The sequence below is a fragment of the Rhodoplanes sp. genome (genome assembly GCF_013377085.1).
Taxonomy (GTDB): Bacteria; Pseudomonadota; Alphaproteobacteria; order Rhizobiales; family Xanthobacteraceae; genus Rhodoplanes.
Genome location: NZ_JACAAX010000012.1, coordinates 27,375 through 52,407 on the forward strand (window position 1 = coordinate 27,375; position 25,033 = coordinate 52,407).

The window sequence follows — 25,033 nt, forward strand, 5'->3', positions numbered from 1 at the left end:
GCCGACCATGCCGCGTCGCGCCGAGGAACCTGCCATGCGGCACGAAGCTGCAATTGGTGATCGCCATCACGGCGGGAAACTACATGCAAGCGGGTCAGTGGATGCCGCCGACCGGCGTGCTGCGCGAGTTCGCCCTGGCCAGCATCGCGGAGCGTTGAAACCGTCTCAATTCGAGCCGGTCAACTCCTGCGCGATCGCCTGTTGCACCTGGGCGCGCGCGGCCATCCGGGCGCGATGCGCGATCACGCCGGGGATGCGGGCCGGATCGACGCCGTCGTCCTCGAGCCATTGCGCCAGCGTGAACAGATACGGGTCGGCGATGCTGTAGCGCTCGCCCATCACCCACGGGCCTCGCAGCATGCGGGTCTCGATCAGCTCATAGCAGGCGCCGACCGAGTCCGGCACCTTGCGCTGCATGTCGGCGAAGGACGACTCTTCATAGGCCCAGCGATGGCCGCGCATCCGGTGCGCGTGGGCGACGTGCAGCGTCGAACACAGATAGCAGTTGAATGCCTGCAACTCGGCGAAGGCGAACGGGTCGTCGAGCGGCGCCAGTTGCGCCTGCGGAAAACTCTGCGCGATGAAGGCCAGCATCGCCGGGGTTTCGGTCAGCACGCCGCGCGGCGTCGCCAGCGCCGGCACCCGTGCTTTCGGGTTGATGGCGAGATAGTCGGCCGACTGCTGCTGGGTGGTGGCCAACGCGATGCGGTGCAGGTCGTAATCCGCCCCGGCATCTTCCAGCGCGATGTGCGAAGCCAGGGAACAGGTGTGCGCCGCGTAGTAGAGCGTGAACATCGGATGCATCTGGGGTTCGGTCGAGGGGCGTCGTCCGCCACCCTATCAGCGGTTTGCGCGACGACAAGCACTGGCTGGATCGCATGGTCGGGCTGGCGCGGGTCTATTCCGCGACCGCCACGGCAGGACTACGGCAGCGCCCGCCGCCGCCTGCAGCAGGGCAAACAGACCGATACGACGGGGCGCCGCACCTCCGTTGCCGGACCCGTGAATTGCGAGGCGGGGCCGAAGCGGTAACTTGGTACGCTGCCCCGGCCGACGGATCGGCGGCCGCACAGGGCCGGCACGGAGACGACGCATGCTGACGAAACGCGATCTTCTGTGAACCGCCGCGCTCGGCGCGCTCGCCGGGTCCACGCTGGCGGCCGGATCCGTGCAGGCGCGGCCGCCGGGCCGCTCGGGCTTCTTCAAGGCCAGGGACATCGCCGAGGCCGGCCTCATCTACGGCCTGCCGATCGTGATGAATTACGGCGTCATGCACGAGTTCGCGGTCGACACGGCGTCGCCGCAGTTCAAGGCGCCGTTCAACCAGCTCCACAACGAGGCGCGTCTTCACCTGGCAACACACGACCGTCGTCACGCCAAACAGCGACACGCCCAATTCCAGTGTCTGGATGGATCTGCGCGCCGAGCCGATGGTGCTGTCGGTGCCGGCCGTCGATCCCAGGCGCTGCTACGCGGTCCAGCTCTGCGACGGCAACACCTACAATTTCGGGTATGCCGGCACGCGGCCCGACGCCGATGCGGGCGAGCTGCTCGCGGACGCAGATCTCGTCCGGGCTCGCCGGCGCGAACTGCAAGGCGAAGTCGAGGAATTCGAAGAAATTCCGCTTCACCGGTCGCGCCCGCGCATGACGGTTCCTATGCATGGCAAGCGATGTGTGCATGCCGTAGCCCGCGCGCGGGGAGAGGCTTTTGGGACGGCGCCCCGAGCAAACCCGTCACGCCCCCGAAAAATCCGGCTTGCGCTTCTCCATGAAGGCGCGGCGGCCTTCGACATAGTCCTGGCTCTCGAAGCAGGCGTGCACCAGGGCGGCGCAGCGCCCGAGGTCCCGGGCCGACTCGTCCTTCAAAGCCTCGCCGATCGCCACCTTGGCGGCCGCGATGGTGAGTGGCGCGTTGTCGGCGATCATGCCGGCATAGTCGCGCACATAGGTGTCGAGATCGTCCTGCGGCACCGACCGGTTGACCAGGCCCATCTGGTGCGCCTCGGCGGCCGAGAACTGCCGGGCCGTGAAGAGGATCTCCTTGGCGAAGGCGGGGCCGACCAGGTCGACCAGCTTCTTCAGCCCCGCATAGGCGTAGCCGAGCCCGAGCTTGGCGGCCGGCACGGCGAAGCGGGAGTTGTCGGAGCAGATGCGCAGGTCGCAGCACACCGCCAGCGCGACGCCACCGCCCAGGCAGTAGCCGCGGATCATCGCCAGCGTCGGCTTGGGGAACTCGTAGAGCAGCGTCGAGGCGCGATCGACGGCGGCGTTGTAGCGTTCGTAGGCGTCGGTATTGGCGCGCTCGTCCTCGAACCTGGAGATGTCGGCGCCCGACACGAAGGCTTTTCCGCCGGCGCCGGTGAGCACCACGACCCGCACGGCGGGGTTGTGGGCGAAGCCCTCCAGGATGGTCCCGGCCGCCTCCCACATGTCGAGCGAGACGGCGTTGTGCCGCTCCGGATTGTTGAAGGTCAGCGTGCCGATGCCGTCCTCGATCGTGGCCAGCATCTTGTCGGTCTGCGTCATCGTCTCCCCCGTTCCGGCACCGGCCGGACTCCTGCAAAGCATTCATTCACCCTCCCCTGGAGGGGGAGGGTCGGGGCGCGCCACCGGCGCGCTCCGGGGTGGGGTGAAGCCGCAAGCTCGGCTTCGCCGATCACCCCCTCCCGACCGGCCTGCGGCCGGCCGACCTCCCCCCTCCAGGGGGAGGTGAAGAAGCGGATCGCCGGCGCCGTCCCTCTCAGATCGCCCGCGCGACGCGCAGGGCCGAAATCTCCTCGGCGCTGAAGCCGAACTCGTGAAGAATCTCGTCGTTGTGCTCGCCGCGCGCCGGCGGCGGGCTCGCCAGCCGGTTCGGCGTGCGCGACAGGGCGAAGGGCTGGTCGACCAGCGCGAGCGGCGACTCGGCGCCCTCGACCGGCCGGGCGATGCCGAGATGGCGCACCTGGGGGTCGCCGAACACCTTGTCGATGGTCAGGATCGGCCCGCACGGCACGCCGGCCTGGTTGAGCTTGTCCACCCAGTCGGCACTGGTCGCCTGCCGGGTGCGGGCCGTGATCGCGGCGTTGAGGGCGACCCGGTTCCTCGAGCGCGCCGCACCGCCGGCATAGTCCGGGTTGTCGAGGAGCTCCGGCGCACCCAGCGCGTGGCACAGCCGCTCCCAGGTGGCGTGCCCGGCGGTGGCGATGTTGATGTAGCCGTCGGCGGTCTGAAACACCCCGGTCGGGATCGAGGTCGGGTGGTCGTTGCCGGCCTGCCGGGCCACCTCGCCCTTGACCAGCCAGCGCGCCGCCTGGAAGTCGAGCATGAAGATCTGGGCCTGCAGCAGCGAGGTCTCGACGCCCTGGCCCTCGCCCGACACCTCGCGCTCCAGGAGCGCCACCAGGATGCCCATGGCGCAGAACAGCCCCGCCGTGAGGTCGGCGATCGGGATGCCGACCCGCACCGGCCCCTGCCCGGGCAGCCCGGTGATCGACATCAGGCCGCCCAGCCCCTGGGCGATCTGGTCGAAGCCCGGTCGCCCCGCATAGGGCCCGGTCTGGCCGAAGCCCGAGATGCTGGCATAGACCAACCGCCGGTTGACGGTTCGCAACGTCGGATAGTCGATCCCCAGCCGCTCCTTCACGTCGGGACGGAAGTTTTCCACCACCACGTCGGCCTTGGCGGCGAGGCGGCGGAACGCCGCGAGCCCCGCCTCCGATTTGAGGTCGAGGGTCAGTGCACGCTTGTTGCGGTGCAGGTTCTTGAAGTCCGGCCCGTCGCGCGGACCACCCATGTCCTCGCCGATGGCGAGATGGGCCGGGGTCTCGATCTTGACGACGTTGGCGCCCCAGTCGGCGAGCTGGCGCACCGCCGTCGGTCCCGCCCGCACCCGGGTCAGATCCAGCACCGTGAACCGGGACAGGGCCGTCGAGGCCTGCTGGTGCGGCATTCGCGAGCTCTCCGTCACGTGTCGCGGCGACCTGGAGCGTTCTCGAACGAAGAACGCGCCCTGGCCGCCGCGGCGCAGACCATCCCCGATGCCGCGGCCCTTGTCCACCGTCGCGCCGCGCCGGCGGGCGGCACGGCCGGGCGATACGGCCGCAGGCCGGGCGCTCGCCTTCGCGCCGGCGTTCTGTTAGAGGCGTGCGGTCGCGTCCGGGGCGCGGCGGCCCGTCCTCATCCTGCAGGAGTGCCAGGACCCAGCATGTACGATCGGCTGCGCGTGGCCTCGGAGGCCTTCGACCGAAAAATCGGCTGGCACCGTGTCGGCTTCCTGGTGAGCCTCGCCGTCATCGTCGCGGCCGCCGTGGTGCTCTGGCGGATGCTGCACGGCATCGACCTGCACGAGGTGATCGAGGCGCTGCGGGCCATCTCCTGGCGCGACATCCTGCTGGCAGCCGGCTTCGTCGCCGCCGGTTATTTCACCCTGACCTTCTACGACGTCTTCGCGCTGCACGCGATCGGCCGCGGCGACATCTCCTACCGGGTCGCCGCGCTCGCCGGGTTCACCAGCTACGCGGTCGGCCACAATGTCGGGGCGAGCGCCTTCACGGGCGGCGCGGTGCGCTACCGCATCTACTCGCTGCACGGGCTGTCGGCCATCGAGGTGGCCAAGGTGTGCTTCGTCGCCGGCTTCACCTTCTGGCTCGGCAACGCCACCGTGCTGGGGCTGGGCATCGCCCACGCTCCGGAGGCCGCCTCCGCCATCAACCAGGCGCCGACCTGGATCAACCGCGGCCTGGCGATCCTGACCCTGCTGGCGCTCGCCACCTATGTGGGCTGGGTGTGGCGGACCCCGCGGGTGATCGGGCGGAGCAACTGGGAGGTGACGCTGCCGGGCGGGCCGCTGACGCTCCTGCAGATCGGCATCGGAATCGTCGATCTCGCCTGCTGCGCCGCCGCCATGTACATGCTGGTGCCGCACGAGCCGTATATCGGATTCGTCACCGTGGCCGTGATCTTCGTCGCGGCCACCCTGCTCGGCTTCGCCAGCCATTCGCCGGGCGGGCTCGGGGTGTTCGACGCAGCCATGCTGGTGGCGCTCTGGCAGTACGACAAGGAGCAGCTCCTGGCCGGGCTGCTGCTGTTCCGGCTGCTGTACTATCTGGTCCCGTTCGCGCTGGCGCTCGGGATCCTCGGCGGCCGCGAGATCTGGCTCGGGGTCCAGCGCTCGCGCGCGGCGGCGGCTCACGCCCGGCCGGCCGGCGAGCGCAAGAAGCACCGCCCCGGCTGACCGCGACGACGGCCAGTCGCGGCAGACCGGCACGACGGCTTTCAGGAACGGCGGCGGCATGACGTTCGCGCAGGACGATCAGGGAGCTTGGGGGCAGGCACGCCGGCAGGTCGCAACGATCGCGGCCGGTCTCCGGCGCGTGCGGCTCGTGCTCCCGGCGGCGGCCATCGCACTCGCGACGGCCGTGCTGGCCGGCGAGATCCGCGTCGTCCCGGCCGTGATCGTCTTCGCAGCGATCACGCTCGGCGTGCTGCTCGACATTCGCCGCGCGGCGGCCGCCCGCGGGGCCGGGGCCGAGGTGCTCGGCCGACGCGGCGATGCCGACGACCTGGTGGTCGACGCCGCCATCGCGGGCGTGCCCGACCCGGTGATCGTGCTGGAGCGCGGCGGCCTGGTGCGGGCCTTCAACCGGCGCGCCGTCGAGGTGGCGCCGGCCCTCGCCACCGCCCGCCCGCTGTCCTTCGCGCTGCGCCATCCGGGCGTGCTGGAGGCGGTGCGCCGCGCCGCCGAGGAGGGCGGCACGGTGCGGACCGAGATGTTCCAGCGGGTGCCGGCGGAACGCTGGTGGGAAGCCGTGATCGCCCCGGTGCGGTTGCCGGCCGGGCCCGACCCGCGCAACGGCGAGCGCCTGCTGCTGGTCGCCTTCCACGACCTGACGCCGCTGCGCCGCTCCGAGCAGATGCGGGCCGATTTCATCGCCAATGCCAGTCACGAGCTGCGCACCCCGCTCGCCTCGCTGTCCGGCTTCATCGACACGCTGCAGGGCCCGGCCCGCGCCGACACGGCGGCGCGCGAAAAATTCCTCGGCATCATGCGGGCACAGGCGAGCCGCATGGCGCGGCTGATCGACGACCTCCTGTCGCTGTCGCGCATCGAGCTCAAGGCCCATGTCCGGCCGGAAAGCCCGGTCGACCTCGTGCTGCTGCTGCGCCAGGTGGCCGACGGGCTGCAGCCGATCGCCGGCGAGCGCGGCGTCGCCATCGCGTTCGACCCGCCGCCCGAGCCCGTCACCGTGGCGGGGGACCGGGACGAGCTTCTCCGCGCCTTCGAGAACCTGGTCGAGAACGCCCTGAAATACGGCGCCAGCGGCGGCCGGGTGGAGCTCGCCATCCTGCGCGAGCCGGGCCTGCAAGGCACCGAGGTCGCCGTCTCGGTGCGAGACTACGGTCCGGGCATCGCGCCGGAGCATCTGCCGCGCCTGACCGAGCGCTTCTACCGGGCCGACGTCGCCGAAAGCCGCGCCCAGGGTGGCACCGGGCTCGGCCTCGCGCTGGTCAAGCACATCCTGCAGCGCCATCGCGGCCGCCTCGGGATCGACAGCACGCCCGGCGCCGGGGCGACCTTCACGGTCCGCCTGCCGATTGTGACAGGATCGCCGTCTGCGACTAGAATTGACGGTATTTCAGCGTCTTAGACTGTCATCCAACTGTCATTAATTGCTCATAGAACAGTGACCGGCCCGGCGTAAGACAAGCCGTGCTGTCGACCGGTGGTCGTGCCCCCGCGTATGGCCGGCCGACAGTCGAGACCGTGTGGGCGGGACTGAGCCCGCCACCGACGATCCAGCGAACGGGCGGACCGGCGACGCAGGCGAGGCCTGCCCCGGACGGTTCGTTTTCGACAGGAGAGACCCCTTGAAGTTGTACCAAGCCCTCATCGCGGCCGGCGCGCTCGTCGCCGCGTCCGTCGCCCCCGCCGCGGCCGCCGACATCTCGGGCGCCGGCGCCACCTTCCCGTATCCGATCTACGCCAAGTGGGCGGATACGTATAAGAAGGAAACCAATATCGGCCTGAACTATCAGTCGATCGGCTCGGGCGGCGGCATCAAGCAGATCCAGGCAAAGACCGTCACGTTCGGCGCCACCGACGCGCCGCTCACGGGCGACCAGCTCGCCAAGGACGGCCTCGTCCAGTTCCCGATGGTGATGGGCGGCATCGTGCCGGTCATCAATCTCGACGGTGTCAGCCCCGGCGATCTGGTCATCGACGGCCCGACGCTCGCCAAGATCTTCCTCGGCCAGATCAAGACCTGGGACGACCCGGCGATCAAGAAGCTGAACCCGACCGCCAAGCTGACGAGCCAGGCGATCGCCGTCGTCCACCGCTCGGACGGCTCCGGCACCACCTTCAACTTCACCGACTATCTCGCCAAGGTCAGCCCGGACTGGAAGTCCAAGGTCGGCTCCGCGACCTCGGTCGAGTGGCCGGTCGGCATCGGCGCCAAGGGCAACGAGGGCGTCGCCAACAACGTCGCCCAGACCAAGGGCTCGATCGGCTATGTCGAGTACGCCTACGCCAAGCAGAACAAGCTGACCCACACCAAGATGATCAACAAGGACGGCAAGACGGTCGAGCCGGAGATGAAGTCGTTCCAGGCGGCCGCCGCCAGCGCCGACTGGAACTCGGTCCCGGGCTATGGCGTGATCATCACCGAGCAGGCCGGTGCCGGCACGTGGCCGATCACCACGGCGACCTGGATCCTGATGCACAAGCAGCCCACCGATCCGGTTGCCGCCGCCGCCGCCCTGAAGTTCTTCGCCTGGGCCTACGAGAAGGGCGACAAGATGGCGGAAGACCTCGACTACATCCCGATGCCGCATACCGTCGTGCAGAGCGTCGAGAAGACCTGGGCGGCCGAGATGAAGGACGCCGGCGGCAAGCCGTTGTTCGGCGCCTCGCACTGATCGCTCCAAGGCACCTCGGGAGGAGGCCTCCGGGCCTTCTCCCTCGCGCCCGACGGACCTCCACCTTAATATGACCGGCCGATCGCCGCATTGCGGTCGAGCTGCCGTGACGGGCTCCTCGGTGCCCGCCAGTCGTCGGGAGGCCCGCATCATGTCTCAGCGGAGATTGCCAGTGGTCGATATCGCAATGGGTGACGCACCGGCCGCCACGTCAGCCCCGCCCGACCGATCCGGAGTCCTGGTCCGACTCAGACTGACCAACGCGACGTTCCGGGGCCTGACCTTCGGCGCCTCCATCACGGTGCTGATCATTCTCAGCGGCGTCATCATCGCGCTGGTCGAAGGGTCCCTCCCGGCGCTTCGCCATTTCGGATTCGGCTTTCTGGTCAGCGAACGCTGGAACCCGGTCACCGAGAATTTCGGTGCGCTGGCGCCGATCTACGGGACGCTGGTGACCTCGATCATCGCGATGGTGATCGCGGTTCCGTTCGGGCTGCTGATCGCCGTGTTCCTGACCGAGCTGTGCCCGCCGTGGCTGCGGCGGCCGATCGGCATCGCGATCGAGCTGCTCGCCGGCATTCCGAGCATCATCTACGGCATCTGGGGCCTGTTCATCTTCGCGCCGTTCCTGCAGCGGACCCTGCAGCCGGCGCTGATCGATCTGTTCGGCCCGATCCCGGTGCTGTCGAACCTGTTCGCCGGGCCGCCCTACGGCATCGGCATCCTCACCGCCGGCCTGATCCTCGCCATCATGGTGCTGCCGTTCATCACCTCGATCTCGCGCGACGTGTTCGACGCGGTGCCGCCGGTGCTCAAGGAGGCCGCCTACGGGCTCGGCTGCACCACCTGGGAGGTGGTGCGCCACGTGGTGATCCCGTTCGCCCGCGTCGGCGTGACGGGCGGCGTGATGCTCGGCCTCGGCCGGGCGCTCGGCGAGACCATGGCGGTGACCTTCGTGATCGGTAACGCCCACCGCATCTCGGCGTCCGTGCTGGCGCCCGGAACCACCATCTCGGCCTCCATCGCCAACGAGTTCACTGAGGCGCTCGGCGACCTCTACACCTCGTCGCTGGTTTTGCTAGGCCTCATCCTGTTCGTGATCACCTTCATCGTGCTGGCGATCGCGCGCTACCTCCTGATGCGCATCGAGCGCCGGATCGGGTGACACCATGACCCTCTACGCACGACGACGCGCCGCCAACGGCATCGTCATGAGCCTGTCGCTCGGCGCCACGGTGGTCGGCCTCGGCTGGCTGGTGCTGGTGCTCGGGGCCCTGCTGTGGAACGGCTTCGGAAGCCTGTCGCTCGCGGTGTTCACCGAGATGACTCCGCCGCCGGGCGCCCAGGGCGGCCTGCTCAACCCGATCATCGGCAGCCTGATGATGTCGGCGGTGGCGGTCGCGATCGGCACGCCGATCGGGATTCTCGCCGGCACCTACATGGCAGAGTACGGGCGCTACTCGTACCTCACCAGCGTGGTGCGCTTCATCAACGACATCCTGCTGAGCGCCCCCTCGATCGTCATCGGCCTTTTCATCTACGAGGTGGTGGTCCGGCCGCTCGGGCACTTCTCCGGCATCGCCGGATCGCTCGCGCTCGCCGTGCTGGTGATCCCAGTCGTCGTCAGAACCACCGAGGACATGCTGCTGACCGTGCCGCGCGAGCTGCGCGAGGCGGCCACCGCGCTCGGCCTGCCGCGCTCGCACGTGATCGCCAACGTGTCGTACCGGGCGGCCCGCGCCGGGATCATCACCGGCATCCTGCTGGCGATCGCCCGCATCAGCGGCGAGACCGCGCCGCTGCTGTTCACGGCCCTCAACAACCAGTTCTTCTCGACGGACATGACCGCGCCGCTGTCGAGCCTTCCGGTGGTCATCTTCCAGTTCGCCATGAGCCCCTATCCCGACTGGCAGAAGCTCGCCTGGGCCGGAGCACTGATCATCACGTTCGCGGTGCTCGCTCTCAGCATTTCGGCGCGCGCCCTGGCGGCAACGAGGAACACGCAATGACGTCCATCGATGTCTCGAGCAGCATGAGGTCGACCACCCCGATCGTCGGAAGCCAAGCCGGCACGGCGGGAAACCTCGACGAGAAGGTCTCGGTGCGCGGGGTCGACTTCTACTACGGCGACAACCGGGCCCTCAAAAGCATCTCGGTGCCGCTCTACGACCGGCGGGTCACCGCCTTCATCGGCCCGTCCGGCTGCGGCAAGTCGACCCTGCTGCGCATTCTCAACCGCATCTACGATCTCTATCCGAACCAGCGCGCCGAGGGCGAGGTGCTGCTCGACGGCGAGAACATCCTCAATCCGGGGCAGGACCTCAACCTGCTGCGGGCGCGGGTCGGCATGGTGTTCCAGAAGCCGACGCCGTTCCCGATGTCGATCTACGAGAACATCGCGTTCGGCATCCGGCTCTACGAGTCGCTGTCCAAGGCCGATCTCGACGGCCGCGTCGAATCCGCCCTCAAGCGGGCGGCGCTGTGGAACGAGGTGAAGGACAAGCTCAGCCAGAACGGGCTCAGCCTGTCGGGCGGCCAGCAGCAGCGCCTCTGCATCGCCCGCACGGTCGCGGTGCGCCCCGAGGTGATCCTGCTCGACGAGCCGTGCTCGGCCCTCGACCCGATCTCGACCGCCAAGATCGAGGAGCTGATCGACGAGCTCAAGAGCGACTACACGATCGCCATCGTGACCCACAACATGCAGCAGGCCGCGCGGGTGTCCGACCGCACGGCGTTCATGTATCTCGGCGAGCTGGTGGAGTTCGACACGACCAGCAAGATGTTCACCTCGCCGGTCGACCAGCGGACGCAGGATTACATCACGGGACGGTTCGGCTGATCGCAGCCGCGACCGCCACCGTCCGGAGCCGGCGGCCCGCCGGGCTCTCCCACGAGAACAATCAAGGGTGACGTCCATGGTGGACCACACGCACAAGGCCTTCGACACCGACCTGCAGGATCTCGGCCGCATGGTCGCCGAGATGGGCGGTCTCGCCGAGCAACAGATCAGCGACGCGGCCGACGCGCTCGACCGGCGCGACCTCGCGGCCGCCCAGCGGGTGATCGCCGGCGACGCCCGGATCGACGCGCTGCAGCGCGAGGTCGAGGACAATGCGATCCTGACGATCGCGCGGCGCCAGCCGATGGCCGTCGATCTCCGCGAGGTGGTGGGGGCGCTGCGCATCTCCAACGACCTCGAGCGGATCGGCGACCTCGCCAAGAACATCGCCAAGCGGGTCGTCGTGCTCGACAGCGAGTTCCGCTCCCAGCAGGTGATGCGCGGCGTCCAGCACATGACCGAGCTGGTGCTGTCGCAGATCAAGGACGTGCTCGACGCCTATGCGCGGCGGGACCTGCAGAAGGCCGTGGCGGTGTGGCGGGCCGACGAGGAGGTCGACTCGGTCAACAACTCGCTGTTTCGCGAGCTCCTCACCTACATGATGGAGGACCCGCGCAACATCGGCATCTGCATCCATCTGCTGTTCTGCGCCAAGAACATCGAGCGGATGGGCGACCACGCCACCAACATCGCCGAGACCGTCTATTACATGATCGAGGGAAAGGCCCTCACCGACGAGCGCCCGAAGGGCGACACCACCTCGAGCACCATGGTTCCGTTCGACGCCTGACGACGGCGATGCGCGGTCGCCCTCGCGGCCGCGCCGGCTCCCTAATGGAAGAGACACCGGATGGCCGCGCGCATTCTGATCGTCGAGGACGAAGAGCCTTTGACGCTCCTCCTGCGCTACAATCTCGAAGCCGAAGGCTACGCGGTCGACGCGGCCGGCCGCGGCGACGACGCCGATCTGCGGCTCAAGGAGAGTCCGCCCGACCTCGCCATCGTCGACTGGATGCTGCCCGGCCTGTCCGGCATCGAGCTGATCCGGCGGCTGCGCGCCCGCACCGAGACACAAGCGCTTCCCGTCATCATGCTGACGGCGCGCGGCGAGGAGGGCGAGCGGGTGCGCGGCCTCGCCACCGGCGCCGACGACTACATCGTCAAGCCGTTCTCGGTGCCGGAGCTCTTGGCGCGCATCCGCGCCCTGCTCCGCCGCACCAAGCCCGAGCGGGTCGCCTCGGTCCTGACGGCCGGCGACATCGAGCTCAACCGCGAGAAGAAGCGGGTCGCCCGCAGCGGCCGCGACGTGCCGCTCGGCCCGACCGAGTTCCGCCTGCTCGAGTTCCTGATGGAAAATCCCGGCCGCGTTTTTTCACGCGAGCAGCTTCTGGATCGGGTGTGGGGCAGGGACGTCTACATCGACGAGCGCACTGTCGACGTGCATGTCGGCCGATTGCGCAAGGCGCTCAACCGCGGCCAGCGATCCGATCCGATCCGCACCGTGCGCGGCGCCGGCTACGCCCTCAACGACCGCTACGGCGCCGAGGCGTAGCGCCGCCTCGGCGGACGAGCCGGCCCGGCCCGGTGTGCGCGGACCCGCTCGGCTTTCAGCGGAACTCGTCGCCGGCCCACGCGGTGCGGCGGATCGCCCGCGGCGTATCGCCGTAGGCGTGGCGGAAATTCCGGTTGAAGGTCGTCAAATCGGCGAATCCCACCGCGAAGGCGATGTCGCCGACGCGCAGATGCGCGCAGCCCGGATCGCGCAGCATCGCCATCGCGCGTTCGAGCCGCGCCGCCGTGACGAAGCGGCTGAAGCTGGTTCCACTCTGCTCGAACAGAAGCTGCACGTAACGCTCCGACACGCCGTGGCGCCGCGCGACCTCTCGGGCCGACAGGGTCATCCGCGACAGGTTGGCGGCGACGTCGTCCCGCATCGCGGCGAGCCGCGCAGCCGGGATCGCACGCGCGGCCGCGCGGTCGCGGGTGTCGTCGTTCGGTCGCGCCGTGAACGCGATCAGGTCGATCAGATGCGCTTCGACAAGCCGCCCGAGCTCGGGATCGGCCGGCGGCCCCACTGTCCTCAATCTGTCGATATACGCGATCAACAGCCGCACGGCGTCGTTGGAACGCCGCAAATGGCAGAAGCGCTCGTCGAGCCCCGGCGCCGCCCGCCGCAACGTGTCGCCGTCGACGCGGAGCCCGATGATCCGTGCGCGGTCTTCGAAGTCGTAGCGCCCGGAGGCACCGTGGAACCCGATCGCGCCGCCGCCGCGTTCCTCGAGATCGATGAAGTCGCCGCCGGTTTCGTGCGGTGCGATACGCATCCTTCCACGCTCGGCGTAGAAGAACGTGAAATCGCCGTTGCCGTCGTTGGCGAGCGCGCGGGTCCGGCAATAGAGGCCCGGGGGCGAGCTGGTGCTCCCGATCTCCGCCCGGCCCAGCCGGACCACGTTGATCGCCGCCGCGACGGTGCACCGGTCGCGCAACTCGACGTTCAGCCGCATGAACTGACGGCCGATCACCTCGACCCAGACCGGCAGCCGGTCCTCGACGGACAGCTCGTCGGTGGAGAAGCTGAAAACCGCGGCTTCCGGCATGGGGCCTCGTCGCGTCTGATCTTTGATTACTAGTCATACTGTATCATCGCCCACGTGATTTGATAGCTCGGCATCCGCCGATGCGCATTGCGGTCTTTGCCCGATCCGACTGCGCAATTTGCCTGGTCGGCGCTGCGCGGCGCTTGTCGTTGTGACACCCGCGCAACAACGGTGATCGAAACGGTCGAGACTGCGGCACGCGCCCGAAACCCTTCGGCCCGCGCCGAGACGGCGCGGGGCCGGATCATCAGGATGCCTGCGAACAGGTCGCTCGGGCGGCCGGTCGCCGGATACGGAGCCGGCACGTTCACCGCAGGAGCCAGTTCCGATGAACCGACCCATGCCGAGCAGAGACCTTCGCACACTGACGACTGCGCTCCTGACCGCGTCGGCGCTGGTGCCGCTGGCGGGCGTGCCCGGCGGTCCGGCATTCGCGGTCTGCACGATCGTCGGTGGAGGATCGATCGGCAATCTCGCGTCGAACGCCACCGCGACCTGCACCGGCGCCGGCGACCCCAACGCCATCGCCACCGCGGCGGGGAGCAGCAACGTCACGATCAACATCGGCGACGGCACGGCGGCGACGACCTTCGCACCGGGGGCCGGACCTGCCGCCGCGATCTACCTGAACGGTTCGCCGAACGCGATCGTCACTGTGACGAACAATGCGGAGCTGATCGCGGGCGGCAGGGTGGCGATTTGGGGTCTGAACGACACCAACGACGCGACCGTGACGATCGCGGCCGGCGGCCTCGTCTCCTCGACCAACATCCCGGCGATCCGGTTCGATGGTACGGCCGGCACGCCGCTCTCCGGACTTGATCTCAGGATCGACGGAACGGTCAGCTCGAACTTTCCGGCCGTGGTTCTCACATACGCCGTCGACGCACTGATAACGGTCGGCGCCACCGGCTCGGTCGGCGCCACCGGCGTCGGCGGCACCGGCATCATTCTCGGCGTCGGGGCAAACAACAACACGGTCTCGATCTCGGCCGGCGGCCTCATCGAGGTATCGGGCGGGCTCAACACCGGAGTGAGCGTCAGCGGCGACGGAAATCTCATCGTGGTCGGCGGCACGATCAAGGCGATCGCCTCCGACAGCACCGGCGTGAGCGTCACCGCCGGGGCCGCCGGGAACACGATCTGGGTGCTGCCGACGGGTTCCATCCAGAGCGCGTATAACGCGGTGAGCCTCGGCAATGGCGGCAACGCGGTCGTAAACGGCGGCACGCTCACCAGCACCAACCCGGGCCAACCGACCATTCAGGGATCGAGCGGCAGCGACATCGTGATCAACAGCGGCCTGATCAGCAATCTCGGCGGGGGCGTTGCCATCGATCTCGGCGGCGGTGCCGATACGTTGGAATTGCGCGCCGGCTACCAGATCGTCGGTGCCGTGCTGGGCGGCGGTGGCGAGAACCTGCTGCGGTTCGGCGGCGACGCGAACGCCACGTTCGACATGACCAAATATGGGCCGGGCAAGCAGTACCAGGGTTTCTCCATTCTCGAGAAGCAAGGAGCCTCGACCTGGGTCCTGACCGGCGACTCGAACACGACCTCCGAGCTTCGGATTCAGCAGGGCGCGCTGCTCGTGAACGGAAACCTGGGCAACCTGTCGAACGTCGAGGTCACCGGCGGCATTCTGGGCGGCAGCGGCACGGTCGGCAGCACGACGATCCATGCCGGCGGCACGCTCGCGCCGGGAAGCTCGATCGGCACCCTGACGGTGAACGGGACGCTCACCTTCCAGCCCGGCAGCGTCTATCAGGTCGAGGTCTCGCCCGCGGCCGCCGACCGCACCAACGTGACCGGCGCAGCCACGCTGGCCGGCACCGTCGCGGCGAGTTTCGCACCCGGCAACTACATCACCAGGCATTACACCATCCTGAGCGCGGGCGGCGGCCTTTCGAGCACGAAGTTCGACGCGCTCGCGACCACCAATCTGCCCGTCGGCTTCACCGCGGCGCTGAGCTACGGCGCCAACGACGTGTTCCTCGATCTGACCGGCGCGCTCGGCGCGCAGTCCGGAGCGTTGCCGATCAACCAGACCAACGTCGCCAATGCGATCAACGCCTATTTCAACAACGGCGGCGCGCTGCCGCCCGGTTTCGTCGGCCTGTTCGGGCTCGGCGGCGGCAATCTCGCCAATGCACTCGCCACCCTCGACGGCGAGGCTTCGACCGGCGCGCAGCAGGCCGGCATCCGGCTCACCAACCAGTTCCTCGCGCTGATGCTCGATCCCCTCGCCTACGACCGGAATGCCGCTGCGTCAGGACGCGTCGCGTTCGCGCCGGCCGCCGAGGCTTCGGCGTACGCCCCGCAGCCGCGCACCATCCGCGAGGCCGACAGCACCTTCGCCGCGGCGCTGAAGGCGCCGCCGGCGACTCCACTCGCACCCGCGCCGGCCTTCACGATGTGGGCGGGGGCGTTCGGCGGCACCAGCCGCACCGACGGTGACCGCTCGACCGTCGGCTCGAACGATCTCTCCGCCCGGACCGCCGGCTACGCCGCCGGCATCGACCATCGGCTGTGGCCCGACACGGTGGTCGGCTTCGCGCTCGCCGGTGGCTCCACCGATTGGGGACTGGCGCAGGGTCTCGGCGGCGGCAGGGGCGACGCGTTCCAGGCCGGGCTGTACGGGTCGACGCGCGTCGGCGACGCGTATCTGGCGGCTGCGGCAAGCTACGCCCGCCACTGGATGGAGACCAACCGCACCGCCTGGGCGGCCGACCGCCTCACGGCCCGGTTCGATGCGCAAGGCATCGGCGGCCGTCTCGAGGCGGGCTGGCGGATCGCGACGGCGATCGGCGGCATGATGCCGTATGGCGCGGTGCAGATCCAAAGTTTCCACACGCCGGCCTACACCGAGGCGGACCCGACCGGAGGCGGCTTCGGTCTGAGCTTTCGGGCACACGACGCGACCGCCGCACGCTCCGAGGTCGGCGCGCGGTTCGAGCATCGCGTGGCGCTTTCGGAGTCCGTGTTGGTGGCGATGCAGTCGCGGGTCGCCTGGGCGCACGATTGGGTGAGCGATCCGACCGCCACGGCGGTGTTCCAGACGCTTCCGGGCGCCGCTTTCGTCGTCAACGGCGCCGTGCCGGCCGCGGATCTGGCGCTGGTCTCGGCCGGGATGCAGGTGCATTTCGCCGGCGGTTGGTCGGTGGTGGGCCGCTTCGACGGCGAGTTCGCTGACGGCGCGCGGACCTTCGCGGGCACCGGCTCGCTTCGGTACGCATGGTGACGCCCGCGAAGCGGGCGAAAGCGCCCGACCGAGGCTGTTGCTCCGGGGCGCGCCGACGGCGAACTCGGAATCCAAAGCCTTCGAGTATCTACGTGAACTCCGCGGCTCGCGGACCTGCGGTTCGCGAGCCGGAACGACTGCTCAGGTAGCGCAGTTCAGGTCCGCGCCAGGCGCTTGTCGCGGCGCCGATCGACCGGCTGGTAGGCGATCCGCGAATGGTAGCCGCAATAGGGCCCTTCCGAGGTGCGCCCGCCGCAAAAGAAGAAGTCTTGCGTGCCGGGGTCGCCGACCGGCCAGCGGCACTTGCCTTCGCCGAGCTCGAGCAGCGTGCAGCGCTGGCCCATCGGGACCACGTTGCCGACCGCGTCGACCTCCTGCTCGTAGTCCACATCGTAGGAAGGGGCGCGCGCCAGCGCCGTGTTGCCCCGCATCGCCGGCCGCGCCACGCGCAGCATCGGGGCCGCCGCCCGAGGCTTACGCTGCCGCGGCACCGCCGCCGCCGGGCTCTTGGCCCGTCCGGACAGGCCCAGCCGATGAACCTTCCCGATCACAGCATTACGTGTGATCCCACCGAGCTCGACGGCGATCTGGCTTGCGGAAAGACCGTCGTTCCAAAGCTTCTTGAGAAGTTCCACGCGCTCGTCGGTCCACATATGTTCCTCTTCGCCTCGCCGCGAACGGAACCGCCTCGCAGAATCCACCAACGCCGCCGGGGGTGCCTCTCCACCAGCGGGTACGCAGAACAGTAGTGAAATCTAGAGGGCAGTCCGCCGCACGAGATATCGTATGTCAGCGATTAAAACGCTACTATATCGCGCGAGTCCCGCGCAAGAGTCCCCAGTATTGCATCCACAATTCATGGCCCTTTCGAGTCCGATTTCGCTTGCCTGCGTGTCTTGACGGATACGGTGGATGCGGTTGACACCGCGACGCACACACATAAAATGTCTCCAGAGTGCCGCCCTTGGAGGCGGCACATTTCATTTCTGGAGGCGGCACATCTCATTTCGTGTGCCGCGAGAAGACGATACGGCCATGTCGCATCTCCTGCCGACCTATGCGCGCGCCGACCTCGCGTTCGACCGAGGTGAGGGTGCGTGGCTCGTCTCGACCGACGGCGAGCGATACCTCGACTGCCACTGCGGCGTTGCCGTCAACGCACTGGGCCACGCGCATCCTGCCTTGGTCGCGGCCCTGCAGGCACAGGCCGCCAAGGTGTGGCACGTCTCCAACCTGTTCCGCGTTCCGGATGCCGAGCGCCTGGCGGCGCGGCTGTGCGAGGCGACCTTCGCGGACCTGGTGTTCTTCTGCAATTCGGGCGCCGAAGCGATGGAAGGTGCCATCAAGGTGGCACGCAAGTACCACGCGGCGAGCGGCCATCCGGAGCGCGTGCGCATCATCACGTTCGAGGGCGCCTTTCACGGCCGCACGCTGGCCACGCTCGCGGCCGGCGGCCAGAAGAAATACCTGGAAGGCTTCGGCCCGGTCGCCGGGGGCTTCGATCAGGTGGCCTATGGCGACCTCGATGCGGTCAAGGCCGCGATCGGGCCTGAGACCGCCGCCATTCTGGTCGAGGCCGTGCAGGGCGAGGGCGGCGTGCGGGTCGGAACGCCGCAGTTCCTCCGCGGCCTGCGCGAGCTGTGCGACGCCAACGGGCTCTTGCTGGTGTTCGACGAGGTGCAGACCGGCATGGGCCGCACCGGCCCGCTGTTCGCGCATCAGCGCGTCGGCGTCGCGCCCGACGTGATGGGCATCGCCAAGGCGCTCGGCGGCGGCTTTCCGGTCGGTGCCGTGCTCACCACCGCCGAGGCCGGCAAGGGCATGACGCCCGGCACCCACGGCTCGACCTTCGGCGGCAATCCGCTCGCCATGGCGGTCGGCAATGCCGTGCTGGACGTGATGCTGGCACCCGGCTTTCTCGAGGCGGCGCAGCGCAAGGCGCTGCTGCTCAAGCAGCGGCTCGCCGAGGTCAAGGACCGGCACCCGAGCGTGATCCGCGAGGTGCGTGGCGAAGGCCTGCTGCTCGGCCTCGCCTGCGTGGTGCCGAACGACAGGATGATCACGGCGCTGCGCGACGAGAAGCTTCTCGCGGTCGGGGCCGGCGACAATGTGGTCCGCATCGTGCCGCCGCTGATCATCGACGAGGGCGAGATCGCCGAGGCGGTCGATCGCATCGACCGGGCCGCGAGCCGGCTGGAGAAGGCCGCCGCGGACGAGCACCAAGCCGTGCCGACGAAGAGGACGCCCGACGACACCCCCAGCTTGGAAGGGATCAAAGGGTGAGCGAGGTCCGTCATTTTCTCGATCTGATCGACATCCCGGTGGCGGAGCTGCGCGGCATGCTCGACGCCAGCCGGGCCATGAAGAAAGCCCTGAAGACCGCGCCGAACGGCCAGCCGGCGCCGCTCGCCGGCAAGATGCTGGCGATGATCTTCGACCGGCCGTCGACCCGCACCCGGGTGTCGTTCGACGTCGCCATGCGCCAGCTCGGCGGGCAGACCATCGTCCTGAACGGCAGCGAGCTGCAGCTCGGCCGCGGCGAGACGATCGCCGACACCGCCAAGGTGATGTCGCGCTATGTCGACGCCATCATGATCCGCACCCTCGACCACGCGCGCGTCGAGGAGCTGGCGCGCGAGGCGACCGTGCCGGTGATCAACGGCCTCACCAAGCTGTCGCATCCCTGCCAGGTGATGGCCGACGTGATGACGTTCGAGGAGCATCGCGGCCCGATCCGCGGCCGCCGGATCGCCTGGACGGGCGACGCCTCCAACGTGCTGACCTCGTGGATGCACGCGGCCGAGCGCTTCGAGTTCGAGCTCGCCGTCGCCACCCCGCCCGAGCTGGCACCGAAGCCTGCGCTGGTCGAGTGGGTGAAGGCCTCGGGGGCCGCGATCCGGATCGGCAACGATCCCGAGGCGGCGGTCGCCGGCGCCGACTGCATCCTCACCGACATGTGGGTGTCGATGGGCGACGAGGACGGGGCGCGCCGCCACAACCTGTTGAAGCCTTATCAGGTCAACGAGCGGCTGATGGCCAAGGCCGCGCCCGGCGCCGTGTTCATGCACTGCCTGCCCGCCCATCGCGGCGAGGAGGTCACGGCCGGCGTCATGGACGGACCGCAATCGGTGGTGTTCGACGAGGCCGAGAACCGCCTGCATGCCCAGAAGGGCATCTTGGCCTGGTGCTTCCAAGCCGTCGCGCAGTGACTATCTAGGGCGGACGGCACCGCCCCAGGCGGATGCGGTCGCGTTCCCGGCCGGCGGTCTCCGCCGGTCGATGTCGCGTGTCCGGTCGCGATGCCGCGTGTCCTGTCGCAAGGAGTCCGATGAGCCAGATCAGCATCCCGTCCCGCGAGCCCGGCGAGGTTCCGGTCGACGACACCGTGGTTCCGTTCGAGGTGGCGGCGCTCGACGTGCGCGGCCGCACCGTGCGGCTCGGCGCCATGGTCGACGAGATCCTCACCCGCCACGCCTATCCGACCGTGGTGTCGCGCCTGCTCGGCGAGGCGATCGTGCTGACCGTGCTGCTCGGCTCATCGCTGAAATTCGACGGCCGCTTCATCCTGCAGACCCAGACGGACGGGCCGGTGCGCATGCTGGTGGTCGACTGGCGCAGCCCCGGCCTGGTGCGCGCCTATGCCCAGTTCGACGCCGACGCCGTCGCGGCCCTGAAGAGCCCCTCCGACACCGACCTGCTCGGCCACGGCCATCTCGCCATGACGATCGACCAGGGCGCCGACATGAACCGCTACCAGGGCCTGGTGGCGCTCGGCGGCGGCACCCTGGAGGAGGCGGCGCACGAGTATTTCCTGCGCTCAGAGCAGATCCCGACCCGGGTCCGGCTCGCGGTCGCCGAGGAGTACTCGGCCGCCCAGGGCGGCCCCCGCCGTCGCTGGCGGGCCGGCGGCCTGCTGCTGCAGTTCCTGCCAAAGTCGACCGAGCGCATGCGGACCGCGGATCTGCATCCGGGCGACGCCCCCGAAGGCTCGGCACCCCATGCCGTGCCGGAGGACGACGCCTGGGTGGAGGGGCAGGCGCTGGTCGAGACCATCGACGACCTCGAGCTGCTCGACCCGGCGCTGTCGACCGAGCGGCTGTTGTTCCGGCTGTTCCACGAGCACGGCGTGCGGGTGTTCCGCGCCGTCGAGGTGGCGGCCAAGTGCTCGTGCTCGCGCGAGCGGGTGAAGGGTATCCTCGAGAGCTTCTCGACCGAGGAGCGCGCCGCCATGGTCGAGGACGGCCGCATCGCGGTGACCTGCGAGTTCTGCAACGCCCGCTACGCCTTCGCGCCCGAGAGCGTGATCGGGGCGGAGGGCGAGGCGGAGGGGTAGGCGCCGCGGCGGACCCGGGTCACCTCTCCCCGCGCGCGGGGAGAGGTCGGATCGCGCAGCGATCCGGGTGAGGGTGCGCCTCCGTATCCACGAGACGCCCCCTCACCCCGACCCTCTCCCCGCAAGCGGGCTACGGGATGCACAGATCTCGTTTTGTCGAGACCATCTGGTGGTACGGCAAAAAGAGCGCCTTCCCCACCGTCGTCATCGCCGGGCTTGACCCGGCGATCCATCATCCTGCGAACAAAGCATTTTTGCGAAAATCGATGGATGCGCGGGTCGAGCCCGCGCATGACGCTCTCATGCATGGCAAGCGATGTGTGCATCCCGTAGCGCACGCGGGGAGAGGGAGAGCCGGCGCCGTGCAAAACCTCAATTCACCGTGCGGGGCTGCTGACGGGGGGCGTCGAGCGAGAAGGTCGGGATCGCGATCTCGAACCGCTCGCCGCTCTCCGACGCCATCTGGTAGGTTCCGGTCATGAAGCCGGAGTCGGTCGTGAGCGGCACCCCGCTGGTGTATTCGTAGCTGGCGCCCGACACCAGCACGGGCTGCTCGCCCACCACGCCGGGCCCGCGCACCTCCTGCAGCCGGCCGAGCGCGTCGGTGATGCGCCAATGGCGGCTCTCGAGCTGCACCGTCTCGGCGCCGTAATTGGTGATCTCGACGGTGTAGGACCAGAAGAAGTACCGCTTGTCGGCCGACGAGCGCTCCGGCAGGAAGCGCGGCGTCACCTTCACCTCGATGTCGCGGGTCCGTGCAACGAACATGGGCTCCTCGCCGAACGGGGCTCTTCGCCAGAGGCGGCGCCCCGATTCGGGGAGCCCGCCCCTTATACCCCGCGGACGGCTGCCGGACGAAGCGGCTGCAACCCGCCCCGCCGGCATCGCGGACCTTCGTCCTCGGATCGCCCCATTGCGTCGCAATATTCGCCGCCGGCATGGTAAGCAGGCGGCGCGGCGGCGCCGTACCGGGCCCGGACGCCCTCGGCGGCCACCCCGATGCCGTACCGCCGCCGGACGCTGTCGACCATGGACGAGCCCATGCCGCCTGCCCCGACCGAACGGGATCTGCGCCTCGACCTGTTCCGAGGCGTGGCGCTCTGGCTGATCTTCCTCGACCACATTCCCTCGAACGTGGTGAGCTGGATCACGCTGCGCAATTACGGCTTCAGCGACGCCACCGAGATCTTCGTCTTCATCTCCGGCTACACGGCCGCCTTCGTCTATGGCGCCACCATGCAGGAGCGCGGCTTCGTGGTGGCGAGCGCACGCATCCTGCGGCGCGCCTGGCAGGTCTATGTCGCCCACATCTTCCTGTTCACCATCTACATGGCCGAGATCGCCTATGTCTCGGCGAGCTTCGAAAACCCGCTCTATGCCGAAGAAATGGGCGTGTTCGAGTTCCTGCGGCAGCCCGACGTCACCCTGGTGCAGGCGCTGCTGTTGAAGTTCAAGCCGGCCAACATGGACGTGCTGCCGCTCTACATCGCGCTGCTCGCGGCCTTTCCGCCCTATGTCTGGCTGGTGCTCCGGGCGCCGACCGTCGCGCTCTTCGTCACCGTCGCGGTCTACGCGGCCGCCTGGCAGTTCGAGCTGAACCTGCCTGCTTATCCGAGCGGCCATTGGGTGTTCAACCCGCTCGCCTGGCAGCTCCTGTTCGCCTTCGGCGCCTGGTGCGCGCTCGGCGGCATGACGCGCATCGGCCCGTTCACGCGGTCGCCCTGGGTGGTCGGCCTCGCCGCCCTCTATCTCGCGATCTCCTTCGCCATCGTGCTGACCTGGTACGTGCCGCCCTGGACCCGTTACGTGCCGAAATGGCTCGCCGAGTGGATGTACCCGATCGACAAGACCAATCTCGATGTCCTCCGGGTCGCCCATTTCCTCGCCCTCGCCGTCCTGACGGTGCGGTTCGTGCCGCCCGACTGGCCGGCCCTGCGGTCGCGCTGGATGCGGCCGGCGGTCATTTGCGGCCAGCATTCGCTCGAGGTCTTCTGTCTCGGCGTATTCCTTGCTTTTGCAGCGCACTTCGTCATGGCGGAGATTTCCGACGGCATCGCCATGCAAGTGTTTGTCAGTCTTCTCGGCGTTATGCTTATGATCGCAGTGGCGGCCCTGATGAGCTGGTACAAGCAGATCGAAGGTCGCCATGCCGGATCGGGCGCGAAACGCAGCCCCGACCCGGCCGGGAGCTCGACATGACCCGCGTGGTCCTCACTCTCCTCGGCCTGATCCTCGCCGGTCCTGCGCTGGCCGGAACGGAGATGTTATGCCAAGTGCCCGAGGGGCTGGTTCAGGCGGATTTCGCCATGCCCCGGGTGGCCGCGGCCCTCGCCGCCAAGCGCCTCGAGGTGGCCGTGATCGGCAGCGCCTCCTCGGCCCTGGTGAGTCCCGGCGGAGCCGGCAAGTCCTATCCGAGCCGTCTGGAGACCGCGCTGGTCGCAGATCTGCCGGGCGTCGCCGTCCGGGTGAGCACCTACGCAAAACCCCGGCAGAGCGCCGCCGAGATGCAGCGCGAGATCGCCGGGATCCTGGCGACCCAGAAGCCGGCGCTGGTGGTCTGGCAGACCGGCACGGCCGACGCGATCCGCGGCGTCGACCCGGACGAATTCCGCACCGCACTCGAGGAAGGCGTCGATGCGTTGCAGGCGGGCGGTGCCGACATCATATTGATGAACATGCAATTCAGCCCGCGCACCGAGTCGATGATCGCACTCTCCTCCTACGCCGATGTGATGCGTTTCGTCGCGATGCAGCATTCCGTCAATCTGTTCGATCGCTTCGCCGTGATGAAGCACTGGAACGAAGCCGGCGTGTTCGACCTCAATGCCGCCACCAAGAAGCTCGACATGGCCGAGCAGGTGCATGACTGCTTCGGGCGACTACTTTCCCGACTTGTGGTAGAAGGGGCTGCCTTGACAAGGCAGGGCGAGAAGGCAAACGATTAAAACATGTCCCGTTCAGTTCTTCCCTGGCCGCGGGCCGCCGGGCTCGCGGCGTTCCTCGGGGCTTTCCTCCTCGGTCCTGCAATACCGGCATCCGCCACGGACGCGGGGCCGCCCTGCCGATCGCAGTCGGATCTGACGCGCTTCGCCGATCGGCTCGCGCGCACCGCCGACCGGATCGCCAAGCGGCAACCGCTCACCATCGTGGCGCTCGGCTCGTCCTCGACGGCCGGGGCCGGCGCAAGCTCTCCCGACGCCTCCTATCCGAGCCGGCTCGCGGCACGGTTGCACGAGACGCTGCCGGACCAGCCCATCACGGTGCTCAACCGCGGCGTCAACGGCGAGGACGTGCAGGAGATGCTGGCGCGGTTCGAGGCCAGCGTATTGGCTGAAAAGCCTGATCTGGTGCTGTGGCAGACCGGGACCAACGCGCTGCTGCGCGGCCATTCGCTCGACACGGTGCGCACGCTCGTCAGCGAGGGTGTGGCACGCTTGAAGGCGCTCGGCGTCGACGTGGTGCTGATCGACCCGCAATACGCGCCCGCCGTGCTGGCGAAACCGCAGGTTACCGCCATGGTGGCCCTGCTCGCCACCATGGCGCGCGACGGCCATGCCGACCTGTTTCCGCGCTTCGCCGTGATGAAGCGCTGGCACGAGATCGAGAACATCCCGGTCGAGACCTTCGTCGGGCCGGACGGGCTGCACATGAACGACTGGAGCTATGCCTGCTGCGCCCGACTGCTCGCCGATGCGATCACCGAGGCGGCGACGCGCCCCTCGACCATGGCCTCCGCGCCGAGCACGCGGCCGGCGCTCCGCCCGGCGCCCTGACCGGATCGGATTGATCCGCGACCGCGTCGGACTTGGCGCAGCGCATCCGCGGGCCTATCTGCAGAGACGGCTCCCGAAGGGGTGACTCCCGACGGGGTGACTCCCGACGCGGCATCCCGTGCACGGGCGCAAGAGGGTCTGCGATCGCGATGTCCGAGATCCGGCTGTCCGACGTCTCCGCCCGCGCCGCGTCGCGCAGCGTGCGCCGCGGCATCGCGGTTGTCGTCGCGGTGTCGACCGTGCTGATCGCGGCGACGCTCGCGCTGTGGGCCGTCTGGGGCCCGGCCGTGTTCTACGAGGTGATCCTGGCCGGGATCGCCGCCTGTTTCTGAGGAGCCCCCCGTGTCCT

At 69.0% G+C, this 25,033-nt stretch carries 22 protein-coding genes and 1 pseudogene; 17 read left to right on the forward strand and 6 right to left on the reverse strand.

The genetic code is table 11. The features are described 5' to 3' along the window. Positions 1-165: 165 nt before the first annotated feature. A complete protein-coding gene (locus HXX10_RS10850) occupies positions 166-795 on the reverse strand; it encodes a glutathione S-transferase (protein ID WP_296522211.1) in 630 nt (209 codons plus the stop codon). 358 nt (positions 796-1,153) lie between these two features. Between HXX10_RS10850 and HXX10_RS10855 the strand changes: the two are divergent. Further along, positions 1,154-1,526, forward strand: a pseudogene (locus tag HXX10_RS10855) (DUF1254 domain-containing protein); the annotation flags it as partial. A 210-nt stretch (positions 1,527-1,736) separates the two neighbouring features. Here HXX10_RS10855 and HXX10_RS10860 read toward each other — a convergent pair. Together HXX10_RS10860 and HXX10_RS10865 are read right to left on the reverse strand one after the other, a co-directional pair. Next, a complete protein-coding gene (locus HXX10_RS10860) occupies positions 1,737-2,528 on the reverse strand; it encodes an enoyl-CoA hydratase (protein WP_296522213.1) in 792 nt (263 codons plus the stop codon). A 214-nt stretch (positions 2,529-2,742) separates the two neighbouring features. Further along, positions 2,743-3,933 carry a CoA transferase gene (locus HXX10_RS10865; RefSeq protein ID WP_296522214.1) on the reverse strand — a complete coding sequence of 397 codons (1,191 nt, stop codon included), beginning with the start codon at positions 3,931-3,933 and terminating at the stop codon, positions 2,743-2,745. 255 nt (positions 3,934-4,188) lie between these two features. Here HXX10_RS10865 and HXX10_RS10870 point away from each other — a divergent pair, with 255 nt between their 5' ends. From HXX10_RS10870 to phoB, 8 genes are all read left to right on the forward strand, one after another. Further along, entirely contained in the window at positions 4,189-5,217 is a 1,029-nt protein-coding gene (locus HXX10_RS10870) for a lysylphosphatidylglycerol synthase domain-containing protein (protein ID WP_296522215.1), read from the forward strand. 139 nt (positions 5,218-5,356) lie between these two features. Continuing rightward, a complete protein-coding gene (locus tag HXX10_RS10875) occupies positions 5,357-6,631 on the forward strand; it encodes an ATP-binding protein (RefSeq protein WP_296522216.1) in 1,275 nt (424 codons plus the stop codon). A gap of 220 nt (positions 6,632-6,851) precedes the next feature. Further along, complete coding sequence (gene pstS, locus HXX10_RS10880; protein WP_296522217.1) at positions 6,852-7,901, forward strand: phosphate ABC transporter substrate-binding protein PstS; 1,050 nt, start codon at positions 6,852-6,854, stop codon at positions 7,899-7,901. A gap of 187 nt (positions 7,902-8,088) precedes the next feature. After that, positions 8,089-9,066: a phosphate ABC transporter permease subunit PstC gene (gene pstC, locus HXX10_RS10885; protein WP_296522218.1), complete on the forward strand. Its 978-nt coding sequence runs from the start codon at positions 8,089-8,091 to the stop codon at positions 9,064-9,066. 4 nt (positions 9,067-9,070) lie between these two features. Beyond that, the gene (pstA, locus tag HXX10_RS10890) at positions 9,071-9,910 is read left to right on the forward strand and encodes a phosphate ABC transporter permease PstA (RefSeq protein WP_296522219.1); all 840 of its coding nucleotides are present in this window, start codon (positions 9,071-9,073) and stop codon (positions 9,908-9,910) included. 23 nt (positions 9,911-9,933) lie between these two features. Then, entirely contained in the window at positions 9,934-10,740 is an 807-nt protein-coding gene (pstB, locus tag HXX10_RS10895; protein ID WP_296522317.1) for a phosphate ABC transporter ATP-binding protein PstB, read from the forward strand. A gap of 76 nt (positions 10,741-10,816) precedes the next feature. Then, on the forward strand, positions 10,817-11,530 hold the full coding sequence (gene phoU, locus HXX10_RS10900) for a phosphate signaling complex protein PhoU (protein ID WP_296522220.1): 714 nt from the start codon (positions 10,817-10,819) through the stop codon (positions 11,528-11,530). A gap of 60 nt (positions 11,531-11,590) precedes the next feature. Further along, positions 11,591-12,292, forward strand: a complete 702-nt coding sequence (phoB, locus tag HXX10_RS10905) for a phosphate regulon transcriptional regulator PhoB (RefSeq protein WP_296522221.1) — start codon at positions 11,591-11,593, stop codon at positions 12,290-12,292. A 55-nt stretch (positions 12,293-12,347) separates the two neighbouring features. Here phoB and HXX10_RS10910 read toward each other — a convergent pair whose 3' ends face one another. Continuing rightward, a complete protein-coding gene (locus tag HXX10_RS10910) occupies positions 12,348-13,337 on the reverse strand; it encodes an AraC family transcriptional regulator (RefSeq protein WP_296522222.1) in 990 nt (329 codons plus the stop codon). A gap of 328 nt (positions 13,338-13,665) precedes the next feature. Here HXX10_RS10910 and HXX10_RS10915 point away from each other — a divergent pair, with 328 nt between their 5' ends. After that, positions 13,666-16,578 carry an autotransporter domain-containing protein gene (locus HXX10_RS10915; protein WP_296522224.1) on the forward strand — a complete coding sequence of 971 codons (2,913 nt, stop codon included), beginning with the start codon at positions 13,666-13,668 and terminating at the stop codon, positions 16,576-16,578. Positions 16,579-16,733: 155 nt separating this feature from the next. Here HXX10_RS10915 and HXX10_RS10920 read toward each other — a convergent pair whose 3' ends face one another. Continuing rightward, on the reverse strand, positions 16,734-17,231 hold the full coding sequence (locus tag HXX10_RS10920; protein ID WP_296522226.1) for a GcrA family cell cycle regulator: 498 nt from the start codon (positions 17,229-17,231) through the stop codon (positions 16,734-16,736). Between the two features lie 382 nt (positions 17,232-17,613). On the opposite strand from HXX10_RS10920, the gene HXX10_RS10925 reads away from it, so the two are divergent. From HXX10_RS10925 to HXX10_RS10935, 3 genes are all read left to right on the forward strand, one after another. Further along, on the forward strand, positions 17,614-18,861 hold the full coding sequence (locus HXX10_RS10925; protein ID WP_296522227.1) for an aspartate aminotransferase family protein: 1,248 nt from the start codon (positions 17,614-17,616) through the stop codon (positions 18,859-18,861). Next, positions 18,858-19,787, forward strand: a complete 930-nt coding sequence (gene argF / locus HXX10_RS10930; RefSeq protein WP_296522228.1) for an ornithine carbamoyltransferase — start codon at positions 18,858-18,860, stop codon at positions 19,785-19,787. Before HXX10_RS10925 ends, argF begins: the two co-directional genes overlap by 4 nt. 119 nt (positions 19,788-19,906) lie before the next feature. Next, a complete protein-coding gene (locus HXX10_RS10935) occupies positions 19,907-20,911 on the forward strand; it encodes an Hsp33 family molecular chaperone (RefSeq protein ID WP_296522229.1) in 1,005 nt (334 codons plus the stop codon). A 372-nt stretch (positions 20,912-21,283) separates the two neighbouring features. On the opposite strand, the gene apaG is transcribed toward HXX10_RS10935, so the two are convergent. Then, positions 21,284-21,679 carry a Co2+/Mg2+ efflux protein ApaG gene (apaG, locus tag HXX10_RS10940; RefSeq protein WP_296522230.1) on the reverse strand — a complete coding sequence of 132 codons (396 nt, stop codon included), beginning with the start codon at positions 21,677-21,679 and terminating at the stop codon, positions 21,284-21,286. A 273-nt stretch (positions 21,680-21,952) separates the two neighbouring features. Between apaG and HXX10_RS10945 the strand changes: the two genes are divergently transcribed. The 4 genes from HXX10_RS10945 (at position 21,953) to HXX10_RS10960 (ending at position 25,016) form a co-directional block, all read left to right on the forward strand. Beyond that, on the forward strand, positions 21,953-23,110 hold the full coding sequence (locus tag HXX10_RS10945; protein WP_367141958.1) for an OpgC domain-containing protein: 1,158 nt from the start codon (positions 21,953-21,955) through the stop codon (positions 23,108-23,110). Continuing rightward, complete coding sequence (locus tag HXX10_RS10950; RefSeq protein WP_296522233.1) at positions 23,107-23,856, forward strand: GDSL-type esterase/lipase family protein; 750 nt, start codon at positions 23,107-23,109, stop codon at positions 23,854-23,856. The genes HXX10_RS10945 and HXX10_RS10950 overlap by 4 nt, the downstream gene beginning before the upstream one ends. A 3-nt stretch (positions 23,857-23,859) precedes the next feature. After that, complete coding sequence (locus tag HXX10_RS10955) at positions 23,860-24,684, forward strand: GDSL-type esterase/lipase family protein (RefSeq protein ID WP_296522234.1); 825 nt, start codon at positions 23,860-23,862, stop codon at positions 24,682-24,684. 149 nt (positions 24,685-24,833) lie between these two features. Continuing rightward, positions 24,834-25,016 carry a hypothetical protein gene (locus HXX10_RS10960; protein WP_296522236.1) on the forward strand — a complete coding sequence of 61 codons (183 nt, stop codon included), beginning with the start codon at positions 24,834-24,836 and terminating at the stop codon, positions 25,014-25,016. Positions 25,017-25,033: the final 17 nt, after the last annotated feature.

Bases quoted from the DNA above. Each gene is read 5' to 3' on its own strand.
- HXX10_RS10850 (WP_296522211.1), bottom strand. From the start codon at position 795: ATGTTCACGCTCTACTACGCGGCGCACACCTGTTCCCTGGCTTCGCAC.
- HXX10_RS10860 (WP_296522213.1), bottom strand. From the start codon at position 2,528: ATGACGCAGACCGACAAGATGCTGGCCACGATCGAGGACGGCATCGGC.
- HXX10_RS10865 (WP_296522214.1), bottom strand. From the start codon at position 3,933: ATGCCGCACCAGCAGGCCTCGACGGCCCTGTCCCGGTTCACGGTGCTG.
- HXX10_RS10870 (WP_296522215.1), top strand. From the start codon at position 4,189: ATGTACGATCGGCTGCGCGTGGCCTCGGAGGCCTTCGACCGAAAAATC.
- pstC (WP_296522218.1), top strand. From the start codon at position 8,089: ATGGGTGACGCACCGGCCGCCACGTCAGCCCCGCCCGACCGATCCGGA.
- pstA (WP_296522219.1), top strand. From the start codon at position 9,071: ATGACCCTCTACGCACGACGACGCGCCGCCAACGGCATCGTCATGAGC.
- pstB (WP_296522317.1), top strand. From the start codon at position 9,934: ATGAGGTCGACCACCCCGATCGTCGGAAGCCAAGCCGGCACGGCGGGA.
- phoU (WP_296522220.1), top strand. From the start codon at position 10,817: ATGGTGGACCACACGCACAAGGCCTTCGACACCGACCTGCAGGATCTC.
- phoB (WP_296522221.1), top strand. From the start codon at position 11,591: ATGGCCGCGCGCATTCTGATCGTCGAGGACGAAGAGCCTTTGACGCTC.
- HXX10_RS10910 (WP_296522222.1), bottom strand. From the start codon at position 13,337: ATGCCGGAAGCCGCGGTTTTCAGCTTCTCCACCGACGAGCTGTCCGTC.
- HXX10_RS10915 (WP_296522224.1), top strand. From the start codon at position 13,666: ATGAACCGACCCATGCCGAGCAGAGACCTTCGCACACTGACGACTGCG.
- HXX10_RS10920 (WP_296522226.1), bottom strand. From the start codon at position 17,231: ATGTGGACCGACGAGCGCGTGGAACTTCTCAAGAAGCTTTGGAACGAC.
- HXX10_RS10925 (WP_296522227.1), top strand. From the start codon at position 17,614: ATGTCGCATCTCCTGCCGACCTATGCGCGCGCCGACCTCGCGTTCGAC.
- HXX10_RS10935 (WP_296522229.1), top strand. From the start codon at position 19,907: ATGAGCCAGATCAGCATCCCGTCCCGCGAGCCCGGCGAGGTTCCGGTC.
- apaG (WP_296522230.1), bottom strand. From the start codon at position 21,679: ATGTTCGTTGCACGGACCCGCGACATCGAGGTGAAGGTGACGCCGCGC.
- HXX10_RS10945 (WP_367141958.1), top strand. From the start codon at position 21,953: ATGCCGCCTGCCCCGACCGAACGGGATCTGCGCCTCGACCTGTTCCGA.
- HXX10_RS10950 (WP_296522233.1), top strand. From the start codon at position 23,107: ATGACCCGCGTGGTCCTCACTCTCCTCGGCCTGATCCTCGCCGGTCCT.
- HXX10_RS10955 (WP_296522234.1), top strand. From the start codon at position 23,860: ATGTCCCGTTCAGTTCTTCCCTGGCCGCGGGCCGCCGGGCTCGCGGCG.
- HXX10_RS10960 (WP_296522236.1), top strand. From the start codon at position 24,834: ATGTCCGAGATCCGGCTGTCCGACGTCTCCGCCCGCGCCGCGTCGCGC.